The following is an 18,199-nucleotide window of genomic DNA, read 5'->3' as shown; positions in this document are numbered from 1 at the left end:
CCATCACGGGCGACGAATACGGCCCGGCGCAGCGCAGCCATATCCTGTCGGCCGACTTCACCTATGACCTGATGCCCTGGCTGTCGGTCGGCGGCAAATACGGCATGCGCTACGGCCAGGTCCGCGAACGGCTGCTCGACGGCGACCGCGAGAGCTTCTCCGAATGGTATTCGTCCTCCGCCCATCTCGGCATCATCCGCGCCGACCTGCACGTCGTGCGCAACTGGGATGCGCTGTTCGAGGGCCGCGTCATGCACATGCCCGAGGCCAAGACCACCGATTACGGCGCGCTCGTCGCCGTCTACCGCCATGTCGGCGACAACTTCAAGATCGGCGCCGGCTACAATTTTGGCTCCTTCTCCGACGACCTCCGAGACCTCACCCTCGACGACAAGGGCGTCTTCCTCAACATCATCGGGAAGTTCTAGGAGCGGTTCATCTTTAATCTAGGAGCGGTTCATCTTTAAATAGAATCGCTGGTGGGGCAGTACCCCCCCTTCTGGCTTGCCAGCCATCTCCCCCTCAAGGGGGGAGATTAAGCCTTCATGGACGCTCAGTACCAATCGCAAATGTTTCAGAATGGACATTGAGGATCATGTCAGCCAATCTCCCCCCTTGCGGGGGAGATGTCCGGCAGGACAGAGGGGGGTCCTGTCTCACCCGGCGTTGCCAATTCAATATGAAATGCTCTGGGAGCGGTTCACTTTTTGACGGAATCCATGCCTCGCCCTCTCCACCGCACAATGGCTCAAAATCCAGCGATTCCATGAAACCGGGAAGCGGCTCAAAGGTTGCTCACTGTGGTCAGGACATGGCCCCGGCTCAAGGCGTGGACGATGAAAGTTGCCAAAACGCCGCGCTGTGCGGGAAAGAATAACAGCCATCAATATATGGGGACTGTCCGGGATAGACTCCCTGAAAGCCGCGCATCGATGCAAATTACATGCTGTCGTGGTTATCACCTAGCAATATCAATCAGATGCTCGGTCGATGCAGCGGTAAGATATTACATATCATGATGTAAAAACATCCTTATTCATGCAAATCTACCAGATCAGAATCATTGTATTTCAATATTAATATTGTGGAAGGAAATGGCCTAGTATAGCTTTTCTTGAAAAAGCAATATTTTGTGATTCGATTGTGGTTCGTGCGTGAACTGAATTAGGCAGCACCAGCATTGCGCTGGAATATGATGATGAGGGGATGATGCGGCAAATCATCGGGGCGCCAATCGGCAATATAGCCGATACGGATCAACTTGCATTCAAGACCGGCATGCATCAGGACGGCGGGCGGCGCGCAGTTTTAGACCCGAAGACGGGCAAGACCTCGCGCTACTTCCGCGCCGCATTGGCGACGACATCGGTGCTGGCGCTCGCACTCGCCCTGGCGACGATGACGCCCAGGCCTGCGGTGGCGCAGACATGGACAAAAAGTTGGGCCGGATCCCCAACGAGCACAGACTGGATGACCGGTACCAACTGGTCTCCCGCCGGGGTGCCGGCAACCACTGATAGCGTGCAGATCAGGTCGGTTCTCGGTAATCCAGTGGTGCTTGGCGCCACCACGGCCGAGACTATTGTGATCAACAATTTCGGCATGGCCAGCGATGGTCCCGGCAGCGGGCAAGGTCAGTTGACCATTCAGAATGCCAGCTCGCTCACGACCAACGGGACTACCGTTATCGGTCAAAACGACAATTCAACGACCAAGCTGTTTATCCAAGGTGGAAGTAAACTGGTCACGAATGGCTATGGCAGAATTGGCGGGAAAGTCGGAGGCGGGACGGTCACGATATCCGGCGTGTCGACCTGGCAGGTCGGCGGCGGACTCACCCTTGCGAACACAGCAAGCGAGCGCGCCATACTCAATATCAGCGGCGGCAGCGACCTTTCAACCAATGCGTTGACACGCGGCGCGGGCAGTGTCGCACAGGTCAATTTCGACGGCGCGTCATTTACCGGCACGGCAACATCGAACAGCATCAGCAACTTCCGCGCCGGAGAGTTGAACATCATGGCCGGCGGGTTGACCATTGCCAACCAGGGAGGGCGCACCGTTACAGTGCATTCGCAGTTGAGCGGTGTCGGCGTGCTGACCCATATCGGCAATGGCGCTCTCAGCCTCCTCGCCGCCAACACCTTTACAGGCCTCACCGTGAGTGGCGGCATGGTGACCGCCAGTACTGCCACGTCGTTCGGATTGGCGACGGGCGTGCTCACTGTCAACACGGGATCATCGATAGCCAATCTCAACAATTTCAGCATGGCCTTCGCAGCGCTTGCCGGTACGGGCGGCGAGGTCAGGCTCGGCAGCGGCTCGCTGACGCTCAATCAAAACAGCGACACCACCTATGCCGGCGCTATCACCGGCACCGGCGGGCTGACGAAGAACGGCACCGGCACGTTGACGCTGACGGGCGCCAGCACGTTTACAGGCGCCTTGGATGTGAATCGCGGTACTGTCGTTGTTGACGGCGGTTCGTTGGACCTTGGGTCGAGCCATGTTTATCTCACTCCGGGTACGGGAAACACGGCCGATTTCACGATGCAGAATGGCGCCAAGGTGACAACTGCCGGCTTGTTCCGCGTCGTGGCCGGCGGAGGGGGAACGAGCGTCGCGACCGTCACGGGCGCGGGCACCAAGCTGACGCTCAACAACACCATCTCGCTCATCGTTGGCCATGATGGCGATGGAACCCTCAACATTTTCGACAATGGAGAGGTGACAACCACAGGCTATACCATTCTTGGTCAAGGTACTGGCAGCGGCACTTTGAAGATTACGGGCGGGGGCAAGCTCACGACCACGACGATCGGATACATTGGAGGGCAGACCGGCACCGCAACCGGCGATGCGACGGTCTCGGGAGCGAACTCCAAATGGGGCGTTGGTGGCGATCTTCTTGTCGGGAATGTTGGCAAGGGTGAACTGACCATCGGCGGCATCGGCGCCGCCAATGCCGGCGGCGCGGTGACCGTTGGTGGCAATATGGCTGTCGGCGCCACTGCTGGTGTGGAGGGCACCGTCACCATCCAGAACGGCGGCACGCTGACAAACACGGGCTATGTCCTTGTCGGACCCGGCAACGGCGATGTCACCGTTAAAAATCAGGGTTCGAACTGGACGATCAACGGCAACGGTTTGACCGTCGGTTACAGTGCGGGTACTAGCACCCTGACGATTTCCGACAAGGCCACTGTCGATGTCAAGGCTGGCGACACGGGTATCGGTCGGATATCAGGCAATGGCACGCTGTTGGTCGAGAGTGGCGGCGTGCTGAACAGCACAGGCAATGCCTGGCTGGGCGGCAGCCAGCCAAACGAAGCCGGCACCGGCGATGCGACCGTCTCGGGGCAGGACTCGGCATGGAATATTACCGGGTGGCTCGATATCGGCAGAGGCGGCACCGGTTCGCTCACCATCGACACTGGCGGCATGGTGACGATTGGCGCAACGTATCTGGCGTCTGGCACAAATACGGACAGTACGCTCATCGTCAACTCGGCTGGCGTGCTGGAAACCCTTTCGGTGGTCGGTCGCGTCGGGACCAAATCTGTCACCTTCAACAACGGCACGTTGAAGGCGCTCGGTGCCAGCACGATTTTCATCAGCGGCTTCGCGGCTGGCGAGTTCGTGCTTGATGGCACCGGTGCCAGCAGTGGCATGACTGTTGACAGCAACGGTTTCGATGTGACGGCTGCATCGCAGCTTTCGGGCAGCGGTGCGCTGACGAAGGTTGGGGCGGGGACGCTGACGCTTGGCGTCGCCAATGTTTTCACGGGCGGGTTGAATGTCAACGCGGGCACGGTGACGGCCGGGATTGCCGGGGCGTTCAGTTCCGGGCTGCTGACGGTTTTGGACGGGGCGACGGCCAATCTCAACGGGTTCGACCAGACGGTTTCCGGGCTTGTCGATAATGGAGGGGCAGGCGCCGCGAGCGTGACGCTTGGCACGGGCACGCTGACGGTCAATCCGGGAACGGGGGAGAGCCTAAGCTTTGCCGGTGTCATCTCGGGCGCCGGCGGGTTCACCAAGGATGGAGCGGGGACGCAGACGCTTTCCGGGAGCAACAGCTATGGCGGGTTGACGACGGTTTCGGCGGGCACGCTTTATGTCGATGGCACCCAGACGGGGACGGGGGCGGCGAGTGTCAAGAGCGGCGCGACACTTGGCGGCGGCGGCAAGCTGGGCGGCGACGTGGCGGTGGAATCGAGCGGCACGCTGGTGGCCACGAACGTTCCGGCGGCGGGGCGTTCGCTCGATGTCGGCGGCAATCTGACGCTGGCGGCCGGGTCGAGCCTGACCTATGATTTCGGCACGACGCCCAATGTCGATCCCGACGGCCTGTCGATCGATGTCACCGGCAATGTCAACCTGGCCGGCACGCTCACCGTGAATGGCTCCGGCTTCGATCCGGGCCAGGTCTATGAGCTGATGACGTATAACACCACCGGCACCAACACTGTGGCGCTGGTGGAGGGCACGATTCCCGCCGGGCTTTATCTGCAGACGGCGGTGGCCGGCGCGATCAACCTCGTCAACACCACCGGTCTTGGCGCCAATTTCTGGGACGGAGCCGGCGCGCCGGACGATCGCATCATCTCGGGCGGTTCCGGCGTGTGGCAGGCCAATGGGTCCGGCGCCAACTCCAACTGGGCCGAGATTAACGGCGATATCAACGGCCCGTGGATCAATGTCGGTCCCGCCATCTTCCAGGCCACCGGCGGCACGGTGCAGGTCGACAACTCCAAGGGCGCGGTCAGCGCCGGGGGCCTGACCTTCATGGCCGACGGCTATATCCTCGATCCCCTGACGGCGGGCGACACGCTCACGCTCGCGCCGACCGGCGGCGCCACCGATGTCGTGATCGATGTCGGCGAGAAGGGGAATGCGGTCCATACGGCCACCATCAATGTGGAACTGACCGGCGCGACCGGGATCACCAAGACCGACGCCGGCACATTGGTGCTGAACAATGCCGGCAACAGCTATACCGGCGGCACCCGCATCGAGGACGGCACGATCGAGATCGCGGCGGACGGCGCCCTTGGCCAGAGCCCGGCCACCCAGCGGCTGACGCTCGCCGGCTCCGCCGGCAACGTCGCGACGCTTGCCAACACCGCCACCATCGACACCAGTCGTGCGGTGACCCTCGATGGGATGGGCGGCACCTTCCAGACCGATGCCGCGATGACGCTGAACGGCATCGTCGACGGCGGCGGCGCGCTGACCAAGACCGGGACCAGCACGCTGACGCTCAACAATGGGAGCAACGCCTTCACGGGCGGCTTGAATGTTGACGAGGGCGCCGTCATCGCCGGCGCTGCCGGGGCGTTCGGCTCCGGCCCGCTCGCGGTCGCCACGAACGCCACCGCCGATCTCGCCGGTCACGACCAGTCGGTCGGCGGGCTCTCGGGCGCCGGCGCGGTCACGCTCGGCGCGGGCGACCTGACGGTCACGCAGACAGGCGCATCGACCTATTCCGGCAAGATGACCGGCACAACAGGCACGCTCACCTTCGCGGGCGGCTCGCTCACCCTCAGCAATGGAAGCAACGCCTTCTCCGGATTGAACGTGAACACCGGCACGGTGACGGCTGGCGCCGCCGGTGCATTCGGCGGCGGTGCGCTCGCGGTCGCCTCCGGCGCCATCGCCGATCTTGCCGATTTCGCCCAGACGGTGACCGGTCTCTCGGGGGCCGGCGCGGTGAAGCTTGGCACGGCCACGCCCGGCGCCGGCACGCTGACGGTCAATCAGGCCGTCAGCACCACCAGCAGCTTTGCCGGCATCATCTCCGGCACGGGCGCGTTGGTCAAGGAAGGTGCTGGCGACCTGACGCTGTCCGGCGCCAACAGTTTCACCGGCGGCCTGACGGTCACCGCCGGCAAACTCATCGCCGGCATCGACGATGCCTTCGGCGCGGGCCTGCTGACGGTCAATGGCGGCACCGCCGATCTCAACGGCAAGAACGTGACGGTGAAAGGCCTTGCCGGCGCCAGCGCCGGCACGGTTTCGCTCGGCACGACGTCACCCTCGATCCTGACACTCGACCAGACCGCCACGACCAGCTATGCCGGCAAGATCACCGGCACCGGCAGCCTCGTCAAGGGCAACACGGGCGAGTTGACGCTGTCGGGCAACAATGATTTCTCGGGCGGGCTGAAGGTCAATGGCGGCAAGGTGATCGCGGGCTCCGACACCGCCTTCGGCACCGGCCTTTTGACGGTCAATGCCCTCATCGCCGATATCAACGGCCATGCGATCAAGGTGGCTGGGCTTGCCGGCAATGGCGGCACCGTCGCGCTCGGCGCCGGCACGCTGACGCTCGACCAGACCACCCCCGCCGCGCCCGATTATGCCGGCAAGATCACCGGCACGGCCGCCAGCAGCCTCGTCATGGACGGTACCGGCACGCAGACGCTGTCGGGCGACAATGGCGGCTTTCTCGGCGGGCTGGCGGTAAAGCAGGGAACGCTGAAGGCCGGCTCCCTCACAGCCTTCGGCAAAGGCGTTCTGACCGTCGATGGCGGCACCGCCGACCTCAACGGCCATTCGATCACGGTGGCAGGCCTCGCCGGCGCTCCCACGCCGGGCGGCATCGTCGCGCTCGGCGCCGCCACGCTGACCATCGACGCCGGGATGGGCACCACCTATTCCGGCCAGATCACCGGCGCAGGCGGCCTCGTCAAGGACGGCGCCGGCACGCAGATCCTCGCTGGCGCCAATAGCTATACCGGCGGCACCACGGTGAAGGACGGCACGCTGCAGGCCGGCTCCGCCACCGCCTTCGGCGCCGTCACGGGCATGCTCACGGTCGATGGCGGCATCGCCGATCTGGGCGGTAACAACATGACCTTCGCCGCGCTGCGCAACACCACCGGCACCGCCGGCGGCGAGGTCAAGCTCGGCGCCGGCACGCTGAGGCTCAACCAGACCGTCGATACCGCGTTTGCCGGCCAGATCACCGGCGCCACCGGCGGACTGACCAAGACGAACGCCGGCAAGCTGACGCTTTCGGGCGCCAGCAGCTATGGCGGGCCGACGAAGGTCGACGGCGGCACATTGCAGGTCAACGGCTCGATCACTTCGCCCACGACGGTCAGCGGCGCCACCAGTGTACTTGCCGGACGCGGCTCGATCACCGGCGACGTGACGGTCGAGAGCGGCGGCACGCTGCACGCTTATGACGACAATGCCGACGGCCAGAACAGGCTGGCGATCACCGGCAAGCTCACCGTCGATGCCGCAAGCTTCCTGCAATATGATTATGGCCGCAATCCCAATCTCGACCAGGACGTGCTGATGGTCGATGTCACCGGCGATGTCGAGCTCAACGGCACGGTCAATGTCACCAATACCTCCAGCGACAATTTCGGCCCCGGCGCCTACGGCATCGTCCATTATTCCGGCAGCAGGACCGGCACGCTGCAGGCGGGCGGCACGCTCGCCCCATTCGGCCTCACCTTGCAGCAGGGGGTGGTCCCGAACAACATCTATCTCGTCAATCTGGGCGTCGGCGAGCGCAACTGGTGGGATCCGCACGGCGCCCCCAACTCCATTGCCGGCGGCGCCGGCGAATGGACGATGGCCCAGACCGGCGCTGAGAGCGCCAACTGGGCCATGACTGACGGCAACAGCAACGGTCACTATGAGGCGTCCTTCTTTGCCATATTCAGCGCGACGCCCGGCATCGTGACGGTGACGGGCGGCGTCACCACCCCCGGCATGCAGTTCCTCGTCGATGGTTACACCATCCAGGGCGATCCGATCACGCTGGCCAATCCGACCGGCGTCGAGAACACGGTGGCGGGCCAGACCTCGATCATCGTCGGCGACCGCTCCGGCGCCTCCAACTCGCATGTCGTGACCATCGCCTCGGTGCTTGCCGGCACCGACATGCTGGTCAAGGAGGATGTCGGCACGCTGGTGCTGTCGGGCGCCAATACCTATTCCGGCGGCACCCTCATCGACGACGGCACGCTGCAGATATCCAGGGACGAGAACCTCGGCGCCGACGCAAGCGGCGGGCTTACAACCGCTATCACCTTCGAAGGCACCGCCGCCCTGGCCGCGACGCTTGCCAACACAGGCGCCGCCATCGACAGCGCCCGTCCGGTGACCCTCAACGGCGCGGGCGGCACCTTCCAGACCGACGCCAATTTGACCTTGACCGGCACCATCGGTGGCGGCGGTGCGCTGACCAAGACGGGTGCGGCGACGCTGACGCTTTCCGGCGCCAACAGCTATGGCGGCGGCACGTTCCTCAATGCCGGCGTGGTCTCGGTCAAGGCCAACGCCAATCTCGGCGCCGATGCCGGCGGCCTCACCTTCAATGGCGGCACGCTCGAGAACACCGCCGCCTTCACCACCAGCGCCCGGTCGGTCACCGTCAATGCGAGCGGCGCCACCTTCAAGACCGATGCCGACCTGACGCTCGCCGGCAGCATCTCCGGCCCCGCCGGCACACCCGGCAATCTCACCAAGTCCGGCGCCGGCAATCTGATCCTGACCGCCGACAACAGCACCTATGCGGGCACGTTCAACGTTGCCTCGGGCGCGCTGCATGTCGGCAATGGTGGCAGCAGCGGCACGCTGGGCGGCGACACCGGCAGCGTCGCGCTTGCCGGCGGCACCACGCTCGTCTTCGACCGCGCCGACGCCTATCAGTATGACGGCCTCGTCACCGGCGCCGGCGCGCTGACGCAGGCCGGCGGCCCCGCCAGCGTCACCACTTTGACCGGCAAAAACAGCTACAAGGGCGCGACCACGGTCTCGTCCGGCAGGCTCAACGTCAATGGCGACCAGTCGGCCGCCACCGGCCCGACCATGGTCAATGCCGGCACGCTCTCCGGCAAGGGCACCATCGGCGGCGATGTCACCGTCGCCGCCGGGGCCGATCTCACGGCTGAGGACGTGGCCGGCGACAGCGGCTTCAACGCCCTGACCATCAAAGGCAGCCTGGCGCTCGATCCCGGCAGCAGCCTCAATTACCTCTACGGCCAATCCCCCAATGGCGACCATGACGCGCTGATGATCGAGGTCGGCGGCGATCTCGACTTGAACGGCACGCTCAACGTCGCCAACAATTCCGGCCAGGATTTCGAGGCCGGAATCTACGGCCTCATCCGCTATGGCGGCGCGCTGTCCGGCAGCGGCCTGACGCTCGGCGCCATGCCCGATGACCAGTTCATGGTGCAGACCTCGGTGGCCGGCCGCGTCAATCTCGCCTATACCGCCGGCGAGGCGCTGAGCTTCTGGAACGCTGGCGGCGTGCCCACCGGCAACGGCCCCGCCGGCGGCACCGGCGTCTGGCAGGCGGCGGCCGGCAACACCAACTGGACCAACCATGCCGGCACCGTCACCGCCGGCTATGCCGACGACAGCGTTCCGGTGTTCATGGGCGCCCCCGGCACGGTCACCGTCGACGACAGCCTCGGCGCCATCCGCGTCGCCGGCATGCAGTTCGCCGTCTCCGGCTACACGATAAAGGGCGACGCCATCACGCTGACCTCCGGGCGCACCGGCATCCGTGTCGGCGAGCACACCGACGACAGCGCCGCCTATATCGCGACCATCGCCTCAGAACTCACCGGCGCCGGCCAATTGGCCAAGACCGATTTCGGCACGCTGGTGCTCACCGGCGCCAATTCCTATACCGGCGGCACGCTGGTCGATGCCGGCACGCTGCGGATCGCGAAGGACGCCAATCTCGGCGCCGCATCCGGCGGGCTTGCGCTCGACGGCGGCACGCTTGCCAACACCGCGGCCTTCTCCACCGCCCGCAACGTGACGCTCGACGCCAATGGCGGCACCTTCCAGACCGGCGAGGATCTCACCTTGACCGGCCTGGTCTCCGGCGCAGGCGCGCTCACCAAGACAGGCGCGGCCGACCTGATCCTCTCCGCCACCACCACCTATGGCGGCGCCACCTTCGTCAAATCGGGCACGCTTGCCGCAGGCCGGGCCAATGTCTTCAGCCCGGCCTCCGCCTTCAATGTCGGAGCATCAGGCACGCTCGATCTCAGGGGCTATGACCAGAGCGTCGGCGCGCTCACCAATGCCGGCAAGGTCAGCCTCGGCGGCGCCACCCCGGGCGCCACCCTCACCGTCAATGGCGATTATGCGGCCAAGGACGGCGGCATCGTCGCGCTCACCACCAAGCTCGAGGGCGACAATGCCAAGACCGACCGCCTGCATGTCAAGGGCGCCACTTCGGGCGCCACGACGCTCGCCGTCACCAATGCCGGCGGCGGCGGGGCGCAGACCGATAATGGCATCCGCCTCGTCGAGGTCGACGGCGCCTCCAACGGCCAATTCACGCTGGCCGGCGATTACACCTTCCAGGGCGACCAGGCGCTGGTCGCCGGCGCCTATGCCTATCGGCTCTACCAGAACGGCCTCACCACGCCCGATGACGGCGACTGGTATCTGCGCTCCAGCCTTCTGGAAGGCGACAATCCGCAGTTCCAGGCCGGCGTGCCGCTCTATGAGGCCTATGCCGGCGTGCTGCAGAGCTTCAACCAACTCGACACGCTGCAGCACCGCCTCGGCAACCGCTCCTGGACGATCGAGGCGCAGGGCGCCGACGGTCTGTCCGAAGAGGTCGCCCCGGAATACGGCGCCAAGGGGCAGAGCCTCGGCGTGTGGGGCAGCATCCAGGCCGCCGACCATCGCTACCGGCCGGAGCGCTCGACCAGCGCCAGCGATTACGATGCCGCGGTGTGGAAGATCGAGGCCGGCGTCGACAGCCAGCTCTACGAGACCGCGACCGGCCGGCTGATCGGCGGCGTCAGCCTGCATTATGGCACCATCGCAGCCGACATCGCCTCGCCGCATGGCGACGGCAAGATCGACGCGACCGGTTATGGTCTCGCCGGCACGCTGACCTGGTATGGCAATGACGGGCTTTATCTCGACGGCCAGGCGCGCGCCACCTGGTATGACAGCGACCTTTCTTCCGCCACCGCCGGACAAAGCCTCGTCTCCGGCAATGACGGCACGGGCTACGGCCTGTCGATCGAGGCCGGCAAGCGCATCCCGATCGCGCCGAGCTGGTCGGTGACGCCGCAGGCGCAGCTCGCCTGGTCGCGCGTCGACTTCGACGGCTTCTCCGACGGCTTTGACGCCACGGTGACGCTCAACGACGGCGACAGCCTGCTCGGCCGCATGGGCCTGACCCTCGATCATGAGCGCGAATGGCAGGACCGGCTCGGCAAGACCCGCCGCATGCATGTCTACGGCCTCGCCAACCTCTATTACGACTTCGACAACGGCTCCACCGTCGACGTCGCCTCGACCCGGTTCGTCACCGAGAACGAGGCGCTGTGGGGCGGCGTCGGGCTGGGCGGCAGCTACAACTGGGACGACAACAGATACTCCGTCTACGGCGAAGCGCTCGCCCGCACCAGCATCGACAGTTTCGGCGACAGCCACATCCTCTCGGGCAATGTCGGCATGCGCATCAGATGGTGACAGGCAGACAAACCGGGCGCTGATCGGAATAGCACCACGGCAGCGGTGCCCGCTTAGACCGGAACCGCTGCGTTCAGGCGTTCCTCAATCTTGACGGTGGCAAACACCCTATTCCAACCGTAGCAACCGCGGCATCGGTGAGCATGGATTCCTGTGCTTGTCACAGGAATCCATGCCTCGTCATCTCCACAGTTCCGATGGAGCAGAATGGTGTATGGCTAGACGTTTCCATCAAAACAGGAACCGCTCTAATCCAAAGTTCGAGTGATCGGAGACTGCAAAACCCTAACCGGCGGTGTTTTCCGCCGGTTAGGGTTTTGCGTTGCTGGACACGCACCGGATCGGGCCGATGTCGAGATCGACCGTCTTCAGGCAACGAAAGGCGCGTTCCACCCGCTCTAAATCCTTGTAGGTCTGGACCGTCTCACCGGCGCTCAGCGCGTCGGCGGCGACGCTGGTGCATGCCGTCGAACCCGAAGCCTCAGCGCCTACCGCCTGGCCTTATGGCGGCGCCCGCAAGTGGCTTTCTCGCACGGCGGACCCGCGCCTGAATGCGGGCCAGGTCGCGCTCGGTGGCCTTCGAGGATCTCTGCGCTTGCGCGCCACGGACATTATATAAAATAGTTGTAATTACAAAATCTTACACAACCAGTAATGATGTATAAATTCAACTATTTATATGTTGAAGTATTAAATTATAGTAAGTATAGTTAGAAAAACACAGAAATGAATAACAATGACGTCGAATGATGTCTTACTTCGTGTAAACTTTATCCCTTGGGGTGGAGTTATATTTAACTTCGTCGCCTAATATTCTGCTGATGCATTTGGACGTTTGGTCGGCCAAGCCATCGATGGATGGCGGCCGTCGCCGGGAAATCATATCGCCGTCGTCATCAAACGCCGGAGAGAGCCTGTTGCAAATGATCGTGTCGTCAAACGATGCCGGCACCCGCGGGACCTGCATTGGCCGTGAAGGCGTAGCGCGATAGCGGAACTGGAGGAAGGCTGATGACTGCTGTAACAATGACTAATGCGATTGCCGTGAAAAGAAAACTCTCGGATTGCGAGGATGATCTCCACGAAGCCGCCATTGCTCAGACGGGTCTGCATGACTTTGGCGATCCGGCCTACCGCGACGCGTTTCGCGCGCTACTCGACGGATTCGATACTGACGTGAAGGTCAGTGAGCGTGGTCTGGAATTTGTCTACAACTACTACTTTCTTAGCCCGCTAACTGCGCGATTATACGCGGAAAAAGGCTGGGCGGAGAATCCTCACGTCCTGTCGATGCCGATCAAAAAGCCCGTCGTGATCATTGGCCTTCCACGCAGTGGAACGACCGCGCTCCACAGGCTTCTCTCAATGGATCCACAGTTCCAGGGCGTGGAGTTCTGGCTCGCGCAAAAGCCCCAGATCCGTCCGCCGCGCGAGAGCTGGAAGACCAACCCTTCATACCGCGCCGCCGTCGCTCATTCGACAATGATGATATCCCACATGCCGGGAATGATTAAGGCGCACGACATTCTCGCGGACGAGGTGGAGGAGTGCAAAAAGGCGCTGTGCCAGAGCTTCTTGCGCTATGAACTGGCTCCATTCCTCCGCTCATATGGCCGATTTTATCAAACGCACAGCCATCTGGCCGCCTATCGCCGCTATGCGGATATCCTGCGCCTTATCGGGAGTGGTGAGCCGGATCGGCGCTGGCTCCTCAAGGAAAATTACCACATGACCGAAATGGATAATCTGTTCGATATATTCCCGGACGCGTGCATCATCCAGACGCATAGGGATCCGCTCAAGACGATACCGTCCCTATGCAGCCTTTGGTACATGCTCGAGCACGCCATTCATGGGGAGAATGCACGACCTGAGGCTATCGGGCCCAGGGAAGCTCCCTTTTGGCGCAAAGCTCTGGATAGGGCGGATGAAGCCCGCCGGGGTCGCGCCTCGCAATTCTTCGACGTCGATCACCGCGATTTCGAGGCGGACGCATTGGGGACGGTGCGTTCCATCTACAGATATTTCGGACTGACGCTTTCGCCGCTTGCCGAGCAGAACATGCGTGAGTGGATCGTGGCCAGTCCGACCACGAAGAACGGTCCGCACGAATACGCAGGCGACAAGTGGGGGATCACATCCACCGAGCTTCGCGACCTCTATGAAGATTACCGCAAAGAGCACGGATTTAACTGAGAATACCCCGGTCGCCTCTGAGGTCAAGTCGCGGGTGCTACCCCAAACACATGGAGGATTCAACGATGCGCATGTTTTCAGATGTTGCGCCATTCCGGCGTGATCCGCTCTCCTTTTTGGTTGAGCGTGGAACGACGGCGACCGAGCCCCTGATGCCTCTGGCGTTCGGTATGCGGCCCTTATTCCTGCTGACCGACCCCGACTACATCAAGCCGCTGCTGAAAATGCCGGAAGAGGTGATGGACAAAGGCCCGATGGTCAAGAAAGTCCGCGCTGTTACCGGCAACAACGTCACTGTTCTCGGAGGCGAGGAAAACAAGCGCCGACGCGCCGTGTTGCATTCGGTCGTGGGGCGTACAGCGGTGGAAGGTCTCACACCGATGCTGGCACGTGAAACCCGCATGGCGATCGCGGAAGTCATGAAAGACGGAACATTCGACGCACGCCAATTTGGCGCGAGTGTGGCGTTGCGTCTTGTCTCGGTCGTTTCGTTCGGCGCCAACGCCCTTTCCCCGGAGGATGTAGAAATTGTCATTCAAGCGCTCCGACAGGCGATGGTCGAACTCGCTAACACAATCTTTGGCCCCCTGCAGATGCCCTGGGCATATCTCGCGCAGCGCCGCCGGATCGAGGGTTTCAAACAGGATATGATCGGCGTCGTACGCCGCGTTCGCCAGCGCGCACCGGAATCCGCCATTATCCGCAGCTACGGCGAACTTGGACTTTCCGACCGCGATACGGCAGACGAAATCCTGACACTTCTCCTTGCGGGCCACGACACGACAGGGGCTACCGTTGCCTGGCTCTGCCACACCATGGCGACCATGCCGGAATTGGCCGATCAGATCGCGGCTGAGGCCGATGCCGTCCGCGACGATGAGGGCGAGATCGATTTCGCAAAACTTGCATCGGCTACGACCACCACCGCAGCCGTGCGCGAGGTACTCCGGCTCTTCCCGCCCGGCTATTGGACTGGGCGCGGTGTGCGAGAAGATGTCGAGTTTGGCGGTCGAAAATTACGCCGCGGCACAGCCATCATCGTATCGCCGTGGCTTTTCCATCGCTGCTCGCGCTTCTGGGAGGCGCCAAACGAATTCCGGCTCGACAGGAACTACACCGCCAAGGCGTACATTCCTTTCGGAACTGGGCCGCGCGTATGCATTGGTCAGGCGCTTGCGTTTCTCGAGCTCCAGATCATCACGCTCGAGGTGGCGTCGGCCATGCGGCTCGTGGCCAAGGAGCCACTCGGCGCGCCGGTACCGGGGGTGCATCTTTCCCCTCCCGCCATTCCGATGGAAGCCCGCGAGCGACAAAGTATTCGGACAAGCCCATCCAAGAATTCTGGGCTCGCGTCGGATGAGTTCACATCTTCAGAACTGGCCGAGCCTTTCCGCAGCGGGTGTCCTGTTCACGCTCACGGGGGGACGTGAAGTGAGGGCGCGTGCTCCCATGAAGGCTGAGGTGCCGCCAACGACGAAGCGATCTTGATATAACCGTCAGCGATAGGATTTTCTGTCATGAAACATATGTTCTCGGACACTCCAGCATTCCGGCGTGATCCGCTGGCCTGTCTTGTGGATAAAGCAGATGCGGCGACAGAGCCTCTGGTCCCGCTCAATATTGGCTTTCGGCCCGTATACCTGCTTGCCGACCCGGAGTACATCAAGCCGCTTTTGAAGACGTCGGAGGACTTGATAGACAAGGGTCCGATGACCGCAAAGTTCCGCGCAATTACCGGCAACAATATCATCGTTCTGACAGGTGAGGAGCGTAAACGGCGGCATGCTGTGTACCATTCGACACTGGCGCGTGTCGTTGTCGAGCGGTTGACGCCGGTGCTGGCCTCGGAGGTGCGCCGGGCAATAGCGGACGTGACGAGAACGGGACATTTCGATGCTCGTCAGTTCGGCGCGAGTCTGGCGCTACGCCTCATCTGTATCGTGGCGTTCGGCCCTGGAGCCCTTTCTCCGGCCGAAGAGGAGCAACTCATCGCAGCCCTCAGGCAGGTGGAGAACGATCTGGCCGACGAGATATTTCGATCTGCGCCATTCCTGCCATGGAAGCGCGCGGAGCGGCAGCGCCGCAGGGCAGCCGCCAAGGAGACCATGGAGCTGATAGTCCGCCGCGTTCGTGAACGGGCTCCCGATGCGGGGATGAGCCGTTCTCTGGATGAGCTGAATCTTTCCGATCGTGATACTGCCAGCGAGATACTGACGCTTCTGCTCATCGGTTCGGACACCACGGGCTCCGCCACGGCTTGGCTTCTCCACGCCTTGGCGACCGTGCCGGGGCTCGCCGACCGGATTGCGGCTGAAAGTGCCACGGTGCGCGATGAGAATGGTGATCTCGACTATGCGAAACTGTCTTCGGCGAGCACGGCTCTGGCCGCAACCCAGGAAGTCCTGCGGCTATATCCGTCCGCCTATTGGTTTGCGCGTGGCACAAGGCAGGATATGGAGTTTGGCGGCCGGAGGTTGCGCCGCGGCACATCCATCATGGTGTCGCCATGGACGCTCCATCATTCGGCGCGCTTCTGGGATGCCCCCGAGGAGTTCCGGCTCGACAGGACGTATAACACGAAAGCCTACCTTCCATTCGGGACGGGGCCGCGCGTATGCGTCGGCGCGGCGCTGGCGAAGCTCGAGCTTGAGATCATCGCGCTGGAAGTCGCTTCCAGTCTACAACTCTCACTTGTCGGACCGGTAGGCGCGCCGCTTCCTGCGGTACATCTCACACCACCGTCCATGCTCATGGAGGGGCGCGACCGAACGAAGCTGTGGGCGATCCAGCCCGAACTTTGTCGTTCGGCGCTTCAACCCGCCGCAATTTCGGAAACCGCCGAGCATTCCCACAGTGCGTGTCCTGTTCACGCTCGCGAGCACTGATACAAGCCAGAAACTCCCGGAGAGATCAAGCCATGTCGTATGTCCTGGAACATCCCGGCGAATTTGAGCGGCTGGAGAGGCAGTCCGCCTTGCCCGCCTATGACTACCAAAGGGAACTGGAGGGGATCGAGGTCAAAGATGGAGCCTGCATTCTCGATGCGGGCTGCGGGTCGGGCATCGTCAGTCGCTATCTGGCGGGCCGATTTCCCAGATCAAGGATCATAGCCTGCGATTATTCTGCGCCGATCCTGCGCGAGGCAAGGGAACGCGCCAAAGATGTCCACAATTTGAGCTTTGAGGAGAAGAATCTTTTCGAGCTCGACTTCGAAGACTCTCAATTCGATCTGATCGTCTCCCGCTTTGTTCTGCATCATCAAAGCTGCGAGCGTCAGGAGCGTATTATCTCCGAGTTGGTGCGTGTCCTCAAACCGGCAGGTAAACTAATTATCATTGATGTCGATGGGATCATCCTCAACCTGTATCCGCAGACGTTCAGTGTGAAGCAAGGCCTGAAGAAGCTTGCCGCGACAGACGAGGTGGATCTCTTCGTCGGCCGGAAACTTCCTCACCTGTTTTCAAATGCTGGCCTTGCATCGATTTCCTGGGCCATCGAGACCACCGAGTTTCGCGGGGCCGAAAAGAAAAGCGAGATCGGCCAGATGCGGGAGAGGTTTGCGAATGCATCCGCCTTTTTCGAGCGCGTTATCGGTTCAGCCCAGGAATGGGAGCGCTTTCGCGAAGACTATCTCGAATGCCTGGCCGATCCACATTCGGTGAGTTTCTTCAACAAGTTCATCGTCAGCGCAATCAAGCGATAGACCATACAGAGGTGATCCATGTCGACCCTTCCCGAATCCTACATTCTCATCCAACTGGATAGTGCGCTTGAACAGTGGCACGACCCGTTCGTCCGGCAACTCCTGGAGAGGACGATTACGCTCAGGATCAACGGCTACGGCAACAAATATCCGGAAGGCGTGATCCCATTCGACGCTTCGTGCTGGTTCGCAAGTCATTTCTTGATTTGCGAGGAGAGAGATGGGCTTCGACCCATTATGGGCTTTCAGCGGGCGACGCTGCAGCAATATCGCAGGCACCACATGCCATTTGCCCCGCAATCATTATGCAATCAGTCCAGCTGCGAGCGCCATATCGAAGCGATGGAGGATCTTGTTCGAAGGTTCGAACACAGGCCCGACAAGCTCTCCTATACCGGGGGGTTCACGATCGATCCGAAGCTCAGAGCGAACCGTAGCCTGGTTGCGGAGCTCTGCCAGTTGATGGTGGTCCTTCATTTTCTGTTTCACAGCGAGGCAGGCGAAGAGCACGAGATCGTTATGGCTCCCATTGTCCGCTTCAAAATCGACCGGCTTTTTGCTTCTTTCGGATCTTTTTCGCTCATGGAGGGGGCGGAGGATGACGGGAGCGTTCTGGCATTGACGAGCTTTGCGGGCGAGAAGGCGCGGTTCATGCGATTGCAAAGGTTCAATAGCGAGATGTCGCGCCTCGCCGAGAACTATCGGTCCTGGTGGGACAGTCGTATCTTGCTGAATAGCACTTCCCGCCAATATTCCCTAGCCCGGCTCCGTACCGTGACCTCGGTGAACGCGCCCGAATACGGCTCCTACATATAGAGGACG

The 18,199-nt window shown here is 62.2% G+C and carries 6 protein-coding genes and 1 pseudogene; all 7 read left to right on the top strand.

The window, feature by feature from the left end:
* Window positions 1–428: pseudogene (locus C5748_RS25595) on the top strand (TonB-dependent receptor); the annotation flags it as partial.
* A gap of 781 nt (window positions 429–1,209) precedes the next feature.
* Complete coding sequence (locus C5748_RS25585; RefSeq protein ID WP_210204480.1) at window positions 1,210–11,478, top strand: autotransporter outer membrane beta-barrel domain-containing protein; 10,269 nt, start codon at window positions 1,210–1,212, stop codon at window positions 11,476–11,478.
* A gap of 1,011 nt (window positions 11,479–12,489) precedes the next feature.
* Window positions 12,490–13,674 (top strand): sulfotransferase family protein, encoded by a 1,185-nt coding sequence (locus tag C5748_RS25580; RefSeq protein ID WP_105745634.1) that lies wholly within the window; start codon window positions 12,490–12,492, stop codon window positions 13,672–13,674.
* 152 nt (window positions 13,675–13,826) lie between these two features.
* Window positions 13,827–15,104 carry a cytochrome P450 gene (locus tag C5748_RS25575; protein ID WP_158259932.1) on the top strand — a complete coding sequence of 426 codons (1,278 nt, stop codon included), beginning with the start codon at window positions 13,827–13,829 and terminating at the stop codon, window positions 15,102–15,104.
* A gap of 87 nt (window positions 15,105–15,191) precedes the next feature.
* On the top strand, window positions 15,192–16,559 hold the full coding sequence (locus tag C5748_RS25570; protein WP_105745630.1) for a cytochrome P450: 1,368 nt from the start codon (window positions 15,192–15,194) through the stop codon (window positions 16,557–16,559).
* Window positions 16,560–16,591: 32 nt separating this feature from the next.
* On the top strand, window positions 16,592–17,377 hold the full coding sequence (locus C5748_RS25565; RefSeq protein ID WP_105745628.1) for a class I SAM-dependent methyltransferase: 786 nt from the start codon (window positions 16,592–16,594) through the stop codon (window positions 17,375–17,377).
* An 18-nt stretch (window positions 17,378–17,395) separates the two neighbouring features.
* Window positions 17,396–18,193 (top strand): hypothetical protein, encoded by a 798-nt coding sequence (locus tag C5748_RS25560; RefSeq protein WP_105745622.1) that lies wholly within the window; start codon window positions 17,396–17,398, stop codon window positions 18,191–18,193.
* Window positions 18,194–18,199: the final 6 nt, after the last annotated feature.

The sequence above is a fragment of the Phyllobacterium phragmitis genome, assembly GCF_002980495.1.
GTDB lineage: Bacteria > Pseudomonadota > Alphaproteobacteria > Rhizobiales > Rhizobiaceae > Paramesorhizobium > Paramesorhizobium phragmitis.
The sequence above is the reverse complement of the archived record's forward strand: the minus strand, read 5'-3'. Positions and strand labels throughout refer to the sequence as shown.

Bases quoted from the DNA above. Each gene is read 5' to 3' on its own strand.
- C5748_RS25585 (WP_210204480.1), top strand. From the start codon at position 1,210: ATGCGGCAAATCATCGGGGCGCCAATCGGCAATATAGCCGATACGGAT.
- C5748_RS25580 (WP_105745634.1), top strand. From the start codon at position 12,490: ATGACTGCTGTAACAATGACTAATGCGATTGCCGTGAAAAGAAAACTC.
- C5748_RS25575 (WP_158259932.1), top strand. From the start codon at position 13,827: ATGCCTCTGGCGTTCGGTATGCGGCCCTTATTCCTGCTGACCGACCCC.
- C5748_RS25570 (WP_105745630.1), top strand. From the start codon at position 15,192: ATGAAACATATGTTCTCGGACACTCCAGCATTCCGGCGTGATCCGCTG.
- C5748_RS25565 (WP_105745628.1), top strand. From the start codon at position 16,592: ATGTCGTATGTCCTGGAACATCCCGGCGAATTTGAGCGGCTGGAGAGG.
- C5748_RS25560 (WP_105745622.1), top strand. From the start codon at position 17,396: ATGTCGACCCTTCCCGAATCCTACATTCTCATCCAACTGGATAGTGCG.